Below are 15,316 nucleotides of genomic sequence, written 5' to 3'. Positions count from 1 at the left end.
GGACCTCTTGGAAGGGCTAATCTCAAAGTCATTCACCCAATCATGCGTACCTCCTTACTTACCATTTTATTCAGCATAGGGCTGGGCTTTGCAGCCTTCCCTCAAAAAATCAACGATTCTTACCGCCTTCATATTCAAAAGGCGAGCTCCGAGGTGATCATTGACGGAATCCTCAATGAAAAAGCCTGGGAAGAGGCAGAAGTTGCCACTGACTTTTTTATGATCACTCCAATGGACACTTCTTTTGCCCAGGTAAAAACGGACGTAAGAATGACCTATGATGATCAAAACCTCTACCTCATTGTTGTCAACCACCATGCAGTAGAAGGGCCTTATATGGTGGAGTCCCTCAGAAGAGATTTTTCCTTTGGAAAAAATGACAACTTTCTCTTGTTTATGGATCCTTTTGATGACCAAACCAATGGTTTTTCATTTGGGGCAAATGCTGCCGGAGCCCAATGGGATGGAATCATGTACAACGGAGGAAGTGTGGACCTGAGCTGGGACAACAAATGGACCTCCAAAGTCAAAAACTATGAAGACAAGTGGGTTTTTGAGGCTGCCATCCCATTCAAATCCATTCGATACAAAAAAGGAATCACAGAATGGGGGATCAACTTTTCAAGACTTGATCTTAAAACCACTGAAAAATCAGGATGGGCACCCGTTCCACGACAATTCCCTTCTGCGTCACTTGCCTATACAGGAATCCTGGTTTGGGACAATCCTCCTCCACAAACTGGAGCCAATGTATCTGTAATCCCCTACGCCCTTACCGGCTTGGCCAAAGACTATGACTCAAAGGGGAAAAATGTATACCGGAGGGAAATCGGTATGGATGCCAAAATCGGCCTGACCTCTTCCCTGAATTTGGACTTAACGGTCAACCCAGACTTTTCTCAAGTTGAGGTAGACCGCCAGGTGACCAACTTGGACAGATTCGAATTATTCTTCCCGGAAAGACGGCAGTTTTTTCTGGAAAACGGAGACCTATTCGCCAATTTCGGCTACGCTACTATACGCCCTTTCTTCTCGAGAAGGATAGGGCTCAATGCACCCATTCAGTTTGGTGCCAGGTTGAGTGGCAAGATCAATAAAGACTGGAGAATCGGCGCTATGAACATGCAAACCGGGGAAGTCAGTGAAGAAAACCTTCCTTCCCAGAACTTCACTGTCATGGCCCTGCAACGACAAGTTGGTGCAAGAAGTAATATCACAGGGATCTTCATTAACAAGCAATCCCTCAACTATAACCCTGATCCCAACTCGGATAGCCAGGTTTATTCCCAGTTTAACAGAAATGCAGGTCTTGAATACAACCTCGCCTCTTCAAATAATTTATGGACAGGAAAAGCAATGATCCTGCAAAGTTTTGGTCCTGATAATTTAGGAAACGGTTTCGTTCATGCTGCCAATCTAAAATACGCCTCTGGAAATCTGACCTGGAACTGGCAACATGAATTGGTTTCCGAAGATTATACCGCTGAGGTGGGCTATGTTCCTAGAAGAGGATACACTAAAATCAATCCAACCGTTGGTTATCGTTGGTTTCCGGTCAGTGAGAAAATCCTGAGTCATGGACCTGATATTGGCAATACTTTCTTTTTCAACAAAAAGGGTGAAAAGACCGACAATACAAACTTCATCGCTTATAATGTAAAGTGGAGAAGCCAAAGTACATTTATGCTTTGGGTAGCCAATGATTTCATTAAACTCCAGAGACCATTTGACCCCACCAACTTTAGTAAGTTGACCCTTGAACCGGGAACCGAGCATAAATGGAAAGCATGGGGAACCGAGTACACCTCAAAACCACAAAGCGTATTCACTTATGGGTTTTCTACCCGAATGGGTGGATATTTCGCCAATGGAAGCAGATACAATTTTACCACGGATTTAGGATATAGAATCCAGCCCTATGTCAGTATTGCACTCAACACCAATTTCAACCAAATCAACCTGCCAGAACCTTGGGGGAATACCAACTTCTGGTTGGTTGGCCCGAGAGTGGATGTCACCATGACCAATACTTTATTTTTCACTGCCTTTGTTCAGTACAATGAGCAGATTGAAAACATCAATCTAAACACCCGGTTCCAGTGGAGATTCAAGCCAGCATCGGATTTGTTCATCGTTTACACAGACAATTACCTTCCCGCTCCCTTCTACACGAAAAACAGATCAGTGGTTCTCAAATTCACCTATTGGTGGAATCTTTAAAATGATCAACGAAAAGAGGCTGCCTTTAAAAGACAGCCTCTTTTTTTGGCTTTACACCTGATCCCCCTATTTCATTATTTTAGGCAAAAAAGCCCCATCCTTTTGGGACGGGGCTGGATTGATCCTTACTTGTTCTTTGGATTCAAAAACGGGATTTTTTGGTCTATGATGGATTTTTCGAGGGCTTTCACACCATCTATAGCTCCTTTAACCTGAGCTTTGACATCCTGATATTTTTCGAGAAGATCCATGGCACGCTGCTTTTGTCCTTCGGTAACAGGAGGCTCTCCTTCATTTATGGTTCCGTAGATATGCAAAAGATCAGCATCCAACTTATTCTGGAAGTTGATCACGTCCTGAAAGGTTTTCTGCTTAGTTTGGATCAACTCAGCTTCGGCAGCATCAATCTGTTTGACAACAGCTTCCGCCTGTTTATGCCAATCCGCATATTTCTCCTTTTCTACCCGATCTTGAAGATCCTTGATTTGGCCTCGAAGGCTTCGGAGATTTTCAGCCATTTCACGGGTATCAACAATAGCCTCACGCAAGGACGATAAAGTTTCATCTTGGAGTTTGTAATCCGCAGCAGTAGCTGTCCATCTTGGATCAGCCTTTACCACCAAATCCTTGATGATCTCCTGATCACCGTACTTCAGCGCTACTTGGTATTTTCCGGGGATTATTCTTTGAGCTGAGGAACCAATACCGGAGAACACTCCCTCCACGCTCTCAAATGCATCCAATGTCAAATCCCAATTCAAGCGATTCATGCCTGATTTTTTCTTGATTTTGCCAGTCTTGGCTTTGGAATCTGTAGTAAACTTCCTCAGTACATTCCCATCCAAATCCCTGAATTCCGCTTCAAGCACTACTGAAGCTACATTGTCTTTCAAATAATACATCACCGAAAAACCGGGATAAGGATTCTGGCCTATTTGATTATTATTTCCTCTTGCAGCTAAATCACGAATAGCGTCCTCAGGCTGATAAACGTAAAAATCTTTATTTGCAGCCTCTTTCAATTCGTACAAGGGATTCAAATCGTCCATGACCCAAAAAGATCTTCCTGAGGTGGCAATGATCATGTCATTGTCTTGGATCATCAGATCGTTGATGGGGACAACAGGAAGGTTCAACTGGAATTTTTCCCAAGACTGACCGCCATTAAAGGATACATACAATCCTGTTTCGGTGCCTGCATATAATAGATCCTTTTGATTTGGGTCTTCCCGCACGACCCTGACATGGGCTTCTTTCCCTATTCCGTCTACCAACCTAGTCCAAGTATTTCCATAATTGGTAGACTTGAAAACGTGAGGGGTAAAATCATTGAATTTATATCCATTGAATGCTACATAGACTGTGGCAGGGTCATGAGGGGAAACCTCAATCTGATTGACCATGCCATCCGGAGTATTTGGGATCGTGATATCTGTCCAGCTTTTCCCTCCATCTCTTGTGACATGGAGCATGCCATCATCTGCTCCAGCGTATAATACATCTGGAGTATGTGGAGATTCTGCCAGATACATGATGGTATGGTACACTTCTCCCCCTGCACCTTCATTGGTGATCGGACCACCGCCAGGGATTATATGAGTCGTGTCATTTTTAGTCAGGTCAGGAGAAATCTCCTCCCAGCTCAAGCCACGATTTCTGGTTTTAAGGATCACATTTCCCGCATGGTAAATCACACTTGGATCATGCTTGGAAGCAATGATAGGAGCATTCCAATTGAATCGGTATTTGACCTCACGGGGATTGGAGGCCAAACCCAGATAAGGATAAGCCATCACATCTTTTTCCAGCTTAGTATGGCTGTTCCACTCCGTGATGATTCCCTGATAAGAACCCGAGTAAATATAAATGGGGTTTTCTGGATCAAATGCGGAATAGGCTGATTCACCTCCACCAACTGGATAAAACTCATCCCAGCCAATCCCCGCTCCATTGGCACGGGATGCGATGGAAACAGTGGAATTATCCTGCTGTCCTCCATAAATTCGATAAGGAAACTGCTTATCCACATTCACCCGGTAAAACTGTGCTGTTGGCTGATTGTCTTGACGGGACCAGGTTTTTCCACCATCAATGGAAACATTTCCTCCCCCATCGTTGGCATTCACCATGTATTGAGGATGTGTTGGATTGATCCAAAGCTGATGGTTGTCTCCATGTCTTGTGCGAAGATTGACGAATGTTTTTCCTCCATCTTTAGATTCCACCAAAGGAGCATTCATAATGTACACTGTTTCCGGCTCTGTAGGATGTGCCAAAATATGCATGTAATACCAAGATCGTGCACGAAGCAAGCGGTCTCCGTTAATCAATTTCCAGCTTTTCCCAGCATCATCTGAACGATAAAGGCCTCCGTCTTCAGCTTCAATTATAGCCCAAACTGTATTGGAATTAGCTCTGGAAACTGAAATACCAATCTTTCCCATTATTCCTTTTGGAAGACCTTCGAAAAGCTTTTCCCAAGTTTTACCCATATCCGAAGACTTGTAGATCCCTGAACCGGGACCTCCACTCTGTACCTTCCAAGGAAATCTGCGATGATCCCAGTAGGCCGCGTAAATCATCCGTGGATTTTTCATATCCATACTCAGATCAGAAACACCAGAGTTTTCATCCACATAATGGACTTTGTCCCAAGTGGCTCCACCATCCTCAGAGCGATAAATTCCGCGGGCATCTGTAGCTCCATAAGGGCTTCCCTGTCCCCCAACCAATAGAATATCGGGATTCGTTGGATGCACTACTATTTTTGAAATTTGTCGGATTTCAGAGAATCCTATTTTCTTCCAGGTTTTCCCTGCATCCGTGGATTTATACACCCCGTCTCCATGGGAAGTCATCACTCCTCTTACGGGAGCTTCCCCCATCCCAACATACACCACATTGGGGTCAGACTCGGATACTGCTATAGCACCTACTGAAGCGGTACCGAAAAACCCATCCGATACATTGAACCAGCTTTCGCCTGCATCAGTCGTCTTCCAAACCCCGCCGGTAGCCCCCATATAAAACGTGAGTGGCTCTTGTACCACACCAGCCACTGCTGTGGCCCTTCCTCCTCTGAAAGGCCCCACCAATCGGAATTCCATGGCATTGTAAAGCGAGGGATCATAAACAGGCTCTGGACTGACTGCTGAAGCTTTTTTGTTTTTTTGCGCATGAGCCGGGGTAAAAACTATCCCAAAGAGGAAAAGTGCCCAGAGCAATGGATAAAAACGTTTCATAATTAAGGGTTGATGGTTGAATTGGAATTTAGCTAAGCTTGGCTGAAAAAGCTAAATGAATTCTACCAATTTGGTAAAGCATCTGAACAAAAAAAAGCCCTTGGGACAATCGGTAGTACTCCGATCTCCCAAGGGTCTAAAGCTATTAAAGCCGATTGTCAGGGACAGAATTCCTTAGCGGAATTACACATCCACCAAATCCACATTTTTGAAGTAAACCTGCTTGTCTGCATCCAAATCAACCAGAACTGCAGAATCACTCTTGATATATCCTGCCAAAATCTGTTTGGAAAGTTCATTCAGAATCAATCTCTGCATGGTTCGCTTCAGGGGTCTAGCTCCGAAGTTTGGATCAAAACCAACCTCTCCCAGATGATCCAGAACCTCAGGTGTTGCCTCAATTTCAATATGAGCCTCGGCCATTCTCTTCTGGATTTCCTTCCATTGGATATCCACGATCTTACGAATCACCTTTTTATTGAGGGGTTCAAACATGATCGTTTCGTCGATTCGGTTAAGGAATTCGGGTCTTACTGACTTCTTCAAAAGCTCAAAAACTTCAGCCTTTGTCTTTTCCAAAACCTCGTCTTTATTCCATTCATTCATCTCAGCAAATCGCTCCTGAATCAAATGGGAACCGATATTGGTGGTCAGGATGATAATTGTATTCTTGAAGTTGGCGATTCGACCTTTATTGTCGGTCAATCTACCATCATCCAACACCTGAAGTAGGATATTAAACACATCGGGATGGGCTTTTTCTATCTCATCCAAAAGGACTACAGAATAAGGCTTTCTTCTCACCGCCTCTGTCAATTGTCCACCTTCATCATATCCCACGTATCCCGGAGGCGCTCCCACCAAACGACTCACTGCATGTCTCTCCTGATACTCAGACATGTCGATTCGGACCATGGCGTTTTCATCATTGAAGAGGTATTCGGCAAGTGCTTTTGCTAATTCGGTCTTACCCACACCAGTAGTACCCATGAAGATGAAGCTACCGATTGGGCGCTTGGGATCCTGAAGACCGGCACGGCTTCTACGCACTGCGTCTGACAAAGCAGCAATTGCCTCCTGCTGACCAGCCACTCTTTTTCCGAGTTCATCTTCGAGATGAAGAAGCTTTTCCCGCTCTGATTGGACCATTTTGCTAACAGGGATTCCAGTCCATTTAGAAACTACCGCAGCGATATCCTCCTGATCCACTTCCTCTTTTAGCAAAGGCGACCCAGCCTGCATTTCAGACAATTGGTTTTTAAAGGAATCAAGTTTATGCTCAGCTTCCACGATTTTTCCGTACCGGATCTCGGCTACTTTTCCAAAGTCTCCGGAACGTTCTGCCTGCTCAGCTTCCAACTTGAATTTCTCGATATTTTCCTTTTCCCTCTGAATGCCCATGATCACAGCTTTTTCGCTTTCCCATTTGGCTTTCACGGATTGGCGCTTTTCTGAAAGCTCAGCAATCTCCTTACTCAGAATAGTCTCCTTATCCTTGTTTTTCTCTCTTCGAATAGCTTCTCTCTCGATTTCCAATTGCATGATTCGGCGGTTGAGTTCATCAAGTTCCTGAGGAAGAGAATCAATCTCCATTCTCAGTTTTGCCGCCGCTTCATCCATTAAGTCAATGGCTTTGTCAGGAAGGAAACGATCAGAAATATAGCGTTGGGAAAGTTCTACAGCAGCAATGACCGCATCGTCCTTAATCCGAACTCCATGGTGCAATTCGTATTTGTCCTTGATACCTCTTAAGATGGAAATGGCATCCGCAGCATCAGGTTCGTCCACAATAACAGCCTGGAATCTTCTTTCCAGAGCTTTATCCTTTTCGATGTATTTCTGGTATTCCTTGAGCGTAGTCGCACCGATTGCATGGAGTTCCCCTCTTGCCAAGGCTGGCTTCAAAAGGTTGGCAGCGTCCATAGCTCCTTCTCCGCCTCCACCGGCTCCAATCAGTGTATGGATCTCATCGATGAACAAGATGATTTCCCCTTCTGAATCGGTCACTTCCTTGATGACGGCTTTCAGTCTTTCCTCAAATTCACCTTTGTATTTTGCCCCTGCCACAAGCAAGCCCATATCCAAGGAGATCAAGGTTTTGGACTTCAGGTTTTCAGGTACATCGCCGGAGACAATTCTCTGGGCCAAACCTTCCACAATCGCCGTTTTACCCACACCCGGTTCCCCGAGAAGAATTGGGTTGTTTTTGGTACGACGTGCTAGAATCTGAAGCACCCTTCTGATTTCTTCATCACGGCCAATTACCGGGTCAATCTTTCCTTTCTTGGCCAGTTCATTTAGGTTTTTGGAATACTTTTCCAAAGCCCTGTATTTGCTTTCTGCGTTGGGATCAGTCACTTTATTTCCTTTTCTAAGTTCTTTAATCGCTTCAATCAATGGCTTTTCTGACAGGCCCTGATCTTTTAGTATTTGTGCGGCGGCATCACTTCCTGCCAGGATACCCAGCATCAAATGCTCTATTGCCACATATTCATCCCCAAAAGTCTTCAGATAATCCTTGGCTTTGGTCAAAGCTTGATTGGCTGAATTTGAAAGATAGGGCTGCTGATTGGCTCCACTTACCTTGGGGAAATTAGCCAACTGTGCATCCAACTTTTGGGTAACCGATTGCTTACTGGTTCCGAGTTTCTTGAAAAGAAATTCGGTTACGTTTTCATCCTCGGACAAAATCCCCTTCAACAAATGAGCTGTCTCAATTGCAGGCTGTCCCGCCTCCATTGCCAGCTCGGCTGCCTTTTGGATTGCTTCCTGGGATTTGATTGTGAATTGTTTAAAATCCATGTACTAGTTGGTTTGTTCGTGGTTAGTTTCAAAGGGATGGAAAGGCATTCCTCTTCCCGGATCCTTGACCAGTCCCTTCTCTTTTTCTGTATTGATCAAATCCACTTCCAAAGCCATTTTTTCAGCCATAATGACTGGAAAACTACCCAGCAAGCCCAAAACCAGGAAAATTTGTCAGAAAAACCCAGAGAAATAGCCAAAAAAAATCCTGCTCCCGAAATGGGAGCAGGACTATTCAATCCTCCTCAAAAGGCTTTGATATTTGACTCAAATTATTGATGTGAGGCTGCAAAATCCTCCACTGCCTTCCATACCCGGAATACGTTTTTGTAGCATATCTTTTCGATATCTTCCTTGGAATACCCCCGCTTCAACAACTCAGCAATCAAATTAGGGAACATGGAAACATCTTTCAATCCGGTAGGCAAAGAATCCCCCACACCGTCAAAATCAGAACCAAATCCGACATGGTCAACCCCTACCAAACTGACAACATGGTCAATATGATCGGCGACTTTTTGCACTGTAGGAAACGGATTGTTGGCTGCGGAATACGCTGCAATATAGGCCTGTGCAGCAGAATCCCTTCTTCTCAGGTCGTTTTCAGCAAGCCAGTTTACAATATGCTCACGGACTTTTGCAGATCCAGCAGCATAGGCAGAATCTATAAATGACCCCCCGAAATTGATCATCATCACACCTCCATTTTCAGCCATCGCTTTAATCAGTTCATCACTCATATTTCGCTCAAATCCCGGAGTAAAAACCCTGGCAGAAGAATGGGACGCGATCACAGGTACTTGGGTGACAGCCAAAGCATCCTTGAAGGTATCATCGGACACGTGACTCAAGTCTACCATGATCCCAACCCGGTTCATTTCTTTCACTACTTGCTCTCCATATTCACTTAGTCCTCCATGAGGTCTCAAAGTATCATAACTGCTATCCCCGATCAGGTTGGCTTTTCCATGGGTTAGCGTGATGTAGCGGATTCCTCTTTCATGGAAATAGGCAATATTGTTGATATCATCTTCCAAGCCAGCTCCATTCTCCATACCCATTGGTAAAGAGATCAGCCCTTTTGCAAAATTGGCCTCAATATCAGCCGGGCTATAGGCCATGGCGAATTTATCTGGAAAAGTAGCTGCCAATCGCTCGGTCATCAGGATCAGGGAATCTGCAAGGGCTTTGGAAGCTCCTGGGATTTGCTGATTTCCGGCCGGGATATAGATAGACATAAATGGGGCATCCAAGCCACCCTCCTTGGATCTTGGATAATCGAAATTACCGTCCGGAGTACGGACGGAAACGTCCAAAATCTCACGCTGCAGGGTAAATCCCCCCACCTTCATTCTATAGGGTAAATCCACATGACCATCCACCATTATTGTATTATGGGCGATTTCCTTAGCTGCCTGCAGGCGCTCTTCATCCGTCATTTTTGTATAATCTATAGATTGCTCTTGAGCTTGGCAGCTGAAAAGGAGCGCTACTAATGAAGCCAGTGAAAGGTACTTATTCATAGGTTGGTGTTTTTATTTTTTTGAAAAGGTAAGATAATCCCTTTTCCACATTGGATGTCTAAAAATCCACTAGCGGTTATTTTTTTAAGACTTGTATAACAATAACATTCAAAAGATTTAATGCCCATCTTCTCTTTTTGTTGATTTTCTTGGGAAAAGCCCTTCAAAAATTATTGAATTCAGGATTTTATTTGGATCACAAATTCCCGAACTTAGTCTTTTCAAAACTTTTCATAAAACCCAAACAAAAGACTTTGAGTATGAAACTAAAGATCGGATTGATAGGACTCACAACTAGCTTGTTGTTTGCCCAGTGCGGACCTGAAAAATCAAGCGAAACAACCGAAAACACCATGGAAACGGAAATCGCAAAAACCCCTAGCCTGACCAAGCTCTGGGAAAGCCCAGAAACACTGGAAACCGTGGAGTCAGTGCTTTTTGATGAAGCAACAGGTACCATCTATACTTCCAATATCTTCGGACAAAACCCATTGGAAAAAGACGGGAACGGAACCATTTCCATCATAGGAAAAGACGGCAGTATCATTACCCAAGATTGGGTAACTGGATTGAATGCCCCTAAAGGGATGGGGATTGCCAACGGACATCTCTACGTAACTGATATTGACGAATTGGTAGAAATCGATCTTGCCACTGCTGAAATCACCCAAAAATTTCCAGTGGAAGGAGCAAGCTTCCTGAATGATGTGGCCACTTATGAGGGAAAAGTTTATTTCACCGACATGAATACCGGCAAGGTCCATCTTCTTGAAAATGGAGCTGTGTCCACACTATCCGAAGGTCATGAATCCATCAACGGGATTGCAATAGCCAAGGACGGAACCATCTATGCACTGGACGGTTCGGGACTGATCAAGTGGAATTCTGATGGATCCACCAGTTTAGTAAACGATCAGGTAACTGGAGGTGATGGCCTGGTGATTCTGGGAGACGATAATTTTGTTGCCTCCAGATGGATAGGTGAAGTTTGGTTTATTTCTAAGGATGGACAAACACTCATGTTGGACACCAAAGCTGAAGAATCCAACACTGCTGATATTGGATACAATCCAGAGGAAATGATTGTTTATGTCCCTACTTTTTACAAAAATAAAGTAGTAGCATATAAACTTGACTTCTAAGGATTAGGGAATATTCCATCCAAAACATTAGCCTTCAAAAGGAGGCTAATGTTTCCCACAGCTGATCATCAGTAAAAACAGCCATTTACAAACCTTTTTTAACAAACTCTAAGGGGGATTAACGTATTTCAAGGAAGTTTCTGCTTAAATGTCAGTACCTTTGTAAATCAAAAGACCCCCAAAAGGGAAAAATTCAATCTGAGTTAATACAGTTCACATGAAGAAATCAGGAGAAATCAATTACGAATTAGAAAAGAACATGGAGGTTATCTCCCAACTGGATGAATTGGTTGGGGATGCAGTGAACAATATCTTGGTGGACCCGGATGATTGTTGGCAGCCCTCCGATTTTCTCCCTGACATGGCAAACCCAGAAGCCTTGGAAGACATCAAGCTTCTCCAAAAAAGAGCTGAAGGGATTCCAGATACAGTACTTACCTCCCTTGTTGGGAACATGATTACCGAAGAAGCCCTTCCCTCCTATCAGACTTATTTCAACCTGCTTGAAGGAATCAATGAGGAAAGAAGTTTGCTATCACCATCTGGATGGGTAAGATGGTCCAAAGCTTGGACTGCGGAAGAAAACCGACATGGAGATCTACTGAACAAATACCTATATCTGACCGGTAGAATCGACATGAAGGCGGTAGAGCAAACGATCCATAGATTAATTTCCAACGGCTTCGATCCAAAATCAGAATCTGACCCTTATCAGGCGATGATATATACTTCATTTCAGGAAAGAGCTACCAAAATCTCCCACGTGAACACCGGTAAACTTGCCGATAAAGCTGGAGACCATGTTCTTTCAAGGATTTGTAAAACCATCGCGGGAGATGAAGCAAGGCATGAAAAAGCCTATAAGTCTTTCATGTCAAGGATATTCGAAATTGATCCCAACGGAGCAATTCTTGCTTTCGAAAAAATGATGAGAAAGCAAATTGTCATGCCGGCAGTATTGATGGGAGATGGTGGCAGCAGACCCAACCTCTATCAGGATTTCTCTGCAATCACCCAAAAAATCGGAGTTTACACCGGATGGGATTATGCCAGAATTATCCAGCACTTGGTTGACCTATGGAAGATCGAAGCCCTGACGGGATTGAATGATCTGGCTTCCAAAGCCCAAGATTACCTTGCCAACCTGAGCGACCGATACATGCGTCTTGCGGACAGAATGAAAGCTCCGGACGATATCCAACTTGCATGGCTGAAATAAGCCACTACCCAAGCCCTTCTAAAAAGAAGGGCTTTTTTTTCGCTAAATTGCTTATGCATAATTTTCAACACCCATGAAAAACTCCTACCTCTTATTCCTTATTTCGGCCTTTTTGATCTCATCACTTTCCAATACAAAGGCCCAAGTAAACCAAGAAAGGCTATCTCAAACCCTTCAAAAACTTTCAACCTATGGCAAAAATGAGGCTGGAGGTTCCGACCGGGTGGCCTATAGCAAACATGATGTCGAAGCTAGAAAATATGTGATTTCCCTGATGGAAAATGCCGGTTTGGAGGTTTCGGTGGATTTTGCAGGAAACATCATAGGAAAAAGATCCGGGAAAAATCCCATGATGAAACCTATTGCTTTTGGGTCTCACATCGATGAAGTGCCCAACGGAGGAGATTACGACGGTCCTGTGGGTTCATTGGGTGCAATTGAAGTCATTCAGGCTCTAAATGATCAAAACATCGTCACTGACCACCCGTTGGAAGTCATCATTTTCACAAATGAAGAAGGAGGGGTAGTAGGAAGCCGGGCTCTGGTTGGAGCCTTAAGCAAAGAGGCCCTTCAGGTGGTTAGCAATGCCGGAATATCTCACTATGAAGGGATAAAGGTACTGGGAGGGAATCCTGACAGAATCCAGGAAGTAAAAAGGAATCCCGGAGATTTGGCAGCATTTCTTGAGCTGCATATCGAACAAGGGGGAAATCTTAATCGCCAGAAATTGGACATTGGTGTTGTGGAAGGAATAGTCGCTATCGAATGGTGGGAGTTCACCTTTAAAGGATTCGCTAATCATGCCGGAACCACCCCGATGAATATGCGGAAAGACCCCATGCTTCCAGCGTCCAGATTTGTATTGGCAGTCAATGAAATCGTCAATTCCCACGAGGGAAGACAGGTGGGGACAGTTGGTAAAATCCAGGCTTTTCCGGGAGCGGGAAATGTGATCCCTGGAGAAGTAAAACTCAACGTGGAACTCAGAGATCTGTCTTCCGAAAAAATCTGGAAAATTTACGGAGAACTGGAGGCAAAAGCCAAACAGCTTGCCGAGGAAGCAGGGATAGAAGTAAGCATCACTCACACTGAAGTTGCAAGTAAGCCAGCTTTGGCGGATGAAAATATACGGAAAATCATAAAAACCGAGGCTGAAAAATTAGGCTTAACTACACTTAGTTTTCCAAGTGGGGCTGGACATGATGCACAAGAAATGGCCCGAATTGCTCCTATGGGAATGATTTTTATTCCAAGTAAGGATGGGATCAGCCACTCTCCCCAGGAATATTCCAGCCCGGAAGATATAGCAAACGGGGTACAGGTCCTCCTGCAAACCATACTTCAGCTGGACAAACAACTTAAATAGTCAGAAAAGAGGAATTAATTCAAACTTTTTTCAGTCAACTTTTATTTAATGTATATACAACAAAAACTGTTTTAGGATGAGAACCATTAAGAGAATTCATAAGGCCGAATACAGGCCCATCGCCGATTTGGTCACTTATAGTCCACTTCCTACCCGGCATCTGGACCAAATCGATCCTTTTATTTTTTTGAATCATCACGGTTTTCAAACCTACCCGGAATACAACAGGGGCTTACCCTTCGGTCCACATCCCCACAGGGGAATGGAAACTGTAACCTTTATTTTGGAAGGAGATATTCTTCATAAAGATTCCTCTGGCCATGAATCGGTAATCGGCCCCGGTGGAGTTCAGTATATGACTGCAGGCAGGGGACTGATCCATGCAGAGGTATCCAGCCAAGAATTCAAAAGAAAGGGAGGTGATCTCGAAATCCTTCAACTCTGGTTAAATCTTCCTGCTTCAAAAAAAATGATAGAGCCTAAGTATGTTGGATTGCAAAAAGAAGAGATTCCAAGCTCGGAAATGGATAGAGGAAAAGTAAAAATCCAGCAATTATTTGGGGAATGGAACGGAATTGAAGGAGCTTTTGAAGAGACATTTCCGCTCAGCATGAGTACTATTTATATGCAGGAAGGTGCAAAGTTTACGAAAGAAATCCCTTCCTCTGAAAACATCTTCTTTTATGTAGTAAGAGGTACTCTAAAGGTAAACGGAGAGGAAGTTCCGTTTAGAAACCTGGTAGAATTCACCAATTCCGGAACAAGCATTGAGATAGAAGCTCTAGAAAACTCCATTTTGATCTTGGGACATGCTGCACCATTTAATGAGCCTATGGTTGCTCAAGGTCCTTTTGTCATGAATACCCAAGAGCAGATCTATCAGGCTTACCAGGATTACCAAAATGGAAAATTCGGCACTTGGAACGGTTAATTACAATTGGCCTTGCTGACGCACTTTTGCAGCCTCATCCAGGCCATGTTGAAGTTTTCGTAGAGATTCGATAGAACTCCTGGATTTTTCTTCATCCACAATAAGCTCCAGACCACAATTGTGACAAATTACAGGTTCATAATTGATTAGGTTTTGGATGCTTACAGTTAGTCTTGTCTTACACTCAGGACAGTTGATCCCCGGCCGTCTTGAAATGTCCAAAGAAGGAGTTACCTCTAAATCCTCTGTAGCTGTAGCAGCTTCAAGGTTCGAGGATTTATAGAAAATACTTGCCGCCCATTCTTTCAGTTTGCTAAACCAGTTTGCCATTAATTTTCTTTTTTAGCACTATCCAAAATATTCAAAAGCTGAACCATCCCAACTGAAAGTTCGGACTGAGCCAATTTGATTTTTACATTCATATTGGCGGTAGCATTGTTGGATCCCGCTGCATTGGATGCACCTGGTTTTTTCCCAATAATTCCTTTAAGCTTAAAATGGTCCTTTAAGGTAACAAACCTCCCTCCCGCACCTGAAGCACCTGAGTTTTTGGCATCTGGTTGGGTCAATGCCAAGTCAAACTCAATTTCAGCTTCCGCAACCTGAATGGATGGAATCGGGATGATCGTCAAAAGTGGAACAGAGATACTGGCAATATCCGAGCTTCCATCCGCATTGATTCGATTATAGGAAAAAGAAATGTTTCGGACAGTGCCAAATTCCGGATCGGAAGAATCGTTTTCATTGGTGAATCCAACCTCCTTGATAAAATCAGCCGTTGCCTTTGCAGCAATTGCTTCTGCCTGCACTATAGCAGCCATGGGAGCCCCTAAAAGCTCTGAAATATATCTGGGCGTTATCATGTTTTTTC

Annotated in this window: 11 protein-coding genes; 5 read left to right on the top strand and 6 right to left on the bottom strand. The window is 43.9% G+C overall.

What is annotated here, in order from left to right; translation table 11 throughout:
- Window positions 1-42 precede the first annotated feature (42 nt).
- Window positions 43-2,220 (top strand): DUF5916 domain-containing protein, encoded by a 2,178-nt coding sequence (locus P2G54_RS03400; protein WP_275868192.1) that lies wholly within the window; start codon window positions 43-45, stop codon window positions 2,218-2,220.
- Window positions 2,221-2,345: 125 nt separating this feature from the next.
- Here the strand turns inward: P2G54_RS03400 and P2G54_RS03395 are convergent, their stop codons facing one another.
- From P2G54_RS03395 to P2G54_RS03380, 4 genes are all read right to left on the bottom strand, one after another.
- The gene (locus P2G54_RS03395; protein ID WP_275868190.1) at window positions 2,346-5,462 is read right to left on the bottom strand and encodes a glycosyl hydrolase; all 3,117 of its coding nucleotides are present in this window, start codon (window positions 5,460-5,462) and stop codon (window positions 2,346-2,348) included.
- A gap of 183 nt (window positions 5,463-5,645) precedes the next feature.
- Entirely contained in the window at window positions 5,646-8,264 is a 2,619-nt protein-coding gene (gene clpB / locus P2G54_RS03390; protein WP_275868189.1) for an ATP-dependent chaperone ClpB, read from the bottom strand.
- A 3-nt stretch (window positions 8,265-8,267) separates the two neighbouring features.
- Complete coding sequence (locus tag P2G54_RS03385) at window positions 8,268-8,393, bottom strand: hypothetical protein (protein ID WP_275868187.1); 126 nt, start codon at window positions 8,391-8,393, stop codon at window positions 8,268-8,270.
- A gap of 143 nt (window positions 8,394-8,536) precedes the next feature.
- The gene (locus P2G54_RS03380) at window positions 8,537-9,787 is read right to left on the bottom strand and encodes a dipeptidase (protein WP_275868185.1); all 1,251 of its coding nucleotides are present in this window, start codon (window positions 9,785-9,787) and stop codon (window positions 8,537-8,539) included.
- A 260-nt stretch (window positions 9,788-10,047) separates the two neighbouring features.
- Here P2G54_RS03380 and P2G54_RS03375 point away from each other — a divergent pair, with 260 nt between their 5' ends.
- The 4 genes from P2G54_RS03375 to P2G54_RS03360 all read left to right on the top strand — a co-directional run bounded on the left by P2G54_RS03375 (window position 10,048) and on the right by P2G54_RS03360 (window position 14,445).
- Window positions 10,048-10,929: an ATP-binding protein gene (locus tag P2G54_RS03375; protein WP_275868183.1), complete on the top strand. Its 882-nt coding sequence runs from the start codon at window positions 10,048-10,050 to the stop codon at window positions 10,927-10,929.
- Window positions 10,930-11,146: 217 nt separating this feature from the next.
- Window positions 11,147-12,148 carry an acyl-ACP desaturase gene (locus P2G54_RS03370; RefSeq protein ID WP_275868182.1) on the top strand — a complete coding sequence of 334 codons (1,002 nt, stop codon included), beginning with the start codon at window positions 11,147-11,149 and terminating at the stop codon, window positions 12,146-12,148.
- Window positions 12,149-12,221: 73 nt separating this feature from the next.
- The gene (locus P2G54_RS03365) at window positions 12,222-13,514 is read left to right on the top strand and encodes a Zn-dependent hydrolase (protein ID WP_275868180.1); all 1,293 of its coding nucleotides are present in this window, start codon (window positions 12,222-12,224) and stop codon (window positions 13,512-13,514) included.
- Window positions 13,515-13,590: 76 nt separating this feature from the next.
- Window positions 13,591-14,445 (top strand): pirin family protein, encoded by an 855-nt coding sequence (locus tag P2G54_RS03360; RefSeq protein ID WP_275868179.1) that lies wholly within the window; start codon window positions 13,591-13,593, stop codon window positions 14,443-14,445.
- On the opposite strand, the gene P2G54_RS03355 is transcribed toward P2G54_RS03360, so the two are convergent.
- Together P2G54_RS03355 and P2G54_RS03350 are read right to left on the bottom strand one after the other, a co-directional pair.
- Window positions 14,446-14,775, bottom strand: coding sequence for a hypothetical protein (locus P2G54_RS03355; RefSeq protein WP_275868177.1), 330 nt, complete (start codon window positions 14,773-14,775; stop codon window positions 14,446-14,448).
- Window positions 14,775-15,308, bottom strand: coding sequence for a DUF2589 domain-containing protein (locus P2G54_RS03350; protein ID WP_275868175.1), 534 nt, complete (start codon window positions 15,306-15,308; stop codon window positions 14,775-14,777). The genes P2G54_RS03355 and P2G54_RS03350 overlap by 1 nt, the downstream gene beginning before the upstream one ends.
- Window positions 15,309-15,316 lie beyond the last annotated feature (8 nt).

Origin of the sequence: Algoriphagus sp. CAU 1675 (assembly GCF_029222925.1) — a bacterium.
GTDB lineage: Bacteria > Bacteroidota > Bacteroidia > Cytophagales > Cyclobacteriaceae > Algoriphagus.
Note: the sequence above shows the minus strand (reverse complement) of the source record. Positions and strands in the feature narration are given on the sequence as shown.

Excerpts from the sequence above, each read along its gene's own strand:
- P2G54_RS03400 (WP_275868192.1), top strand. The coding sequence starts at position 43 with ATGCGTACCTCCTTACTTACCATTTTATTCAGCATAGGGCTGGGCTTT.
- P2G54_RS03395 (WP_275868190.1), bottom strand. The coding sequence starts at position 5,462 with ATGAAACGTTTTTATCCATTGCTCTGGGCACTTTTCCTCTTTGGGATA.
- clpB (WP_275868189.1), bottom strand. The coding sequence starts at position 8,264 with ATGGATTTTAAACAATTCACAATCAAATCCCAGGAAGCAATCCAAAAG.
- P2G54_RS03385 (WP_275868187.1), bottom strand. The coding sequence starts at position 8,393 with ATGGCTGAAAAAATGGCTTTGGAAGTGGATTTGATCAATACAGAAAAA.
- P2G54_RS03380 (WP_275868185.1), bottom strand. The coding sequence starts at position 9,787 with ATGAATAAGTACCTTTCACTGGCTTCATTAGTAGCGCTCCTTTTCAGC.
- P2G54_RS03375 (WP_275868183.1), top strand. The coding sequence starts at position 10,048 with ATGAAACTAAAGATCGGATTGATAGGACTCACAACTAGCTTGTTGTTT.
- P2G54_RS03370 (WP_275868182.1), top strand. The coding sequence starts at position 11,147 with ATGAAGAAATCAGGAGAAATCAATTACGAATTAGAAAAGAACATGGAG.
- P2G54_RS03365 (WP_275868180.1), top strand. The coding sequence starts at position 12,222 with ATGAAAAACTCCTACCTCTTATTCCTTATTTCGGCCTTTTTGATCTCA.
- P2G54_RS03360 (WP_275868179.1), top strand. The coding sequence starts at position 13,591 with ATGAGAACCATTAAGAGAATTCATAAGGCCGAATACAGGCCCATCGCC.
- P2G54_RS03355 (WP_275868177.1), bottom strand. The coding sequence starts at position 14,775 with ATGGCAAACTGGTTTAGCAAACTGAAAGAATGGGCGGCAAGTATTTTC.
- P2G54_RS03350 (WP_275868175.1), bottom strand. The coding sequence starts at position 15,308 with ATGATAACGCCCAGATATATTTCAGAGCTTTTAGGGGCTCCCATGGCT.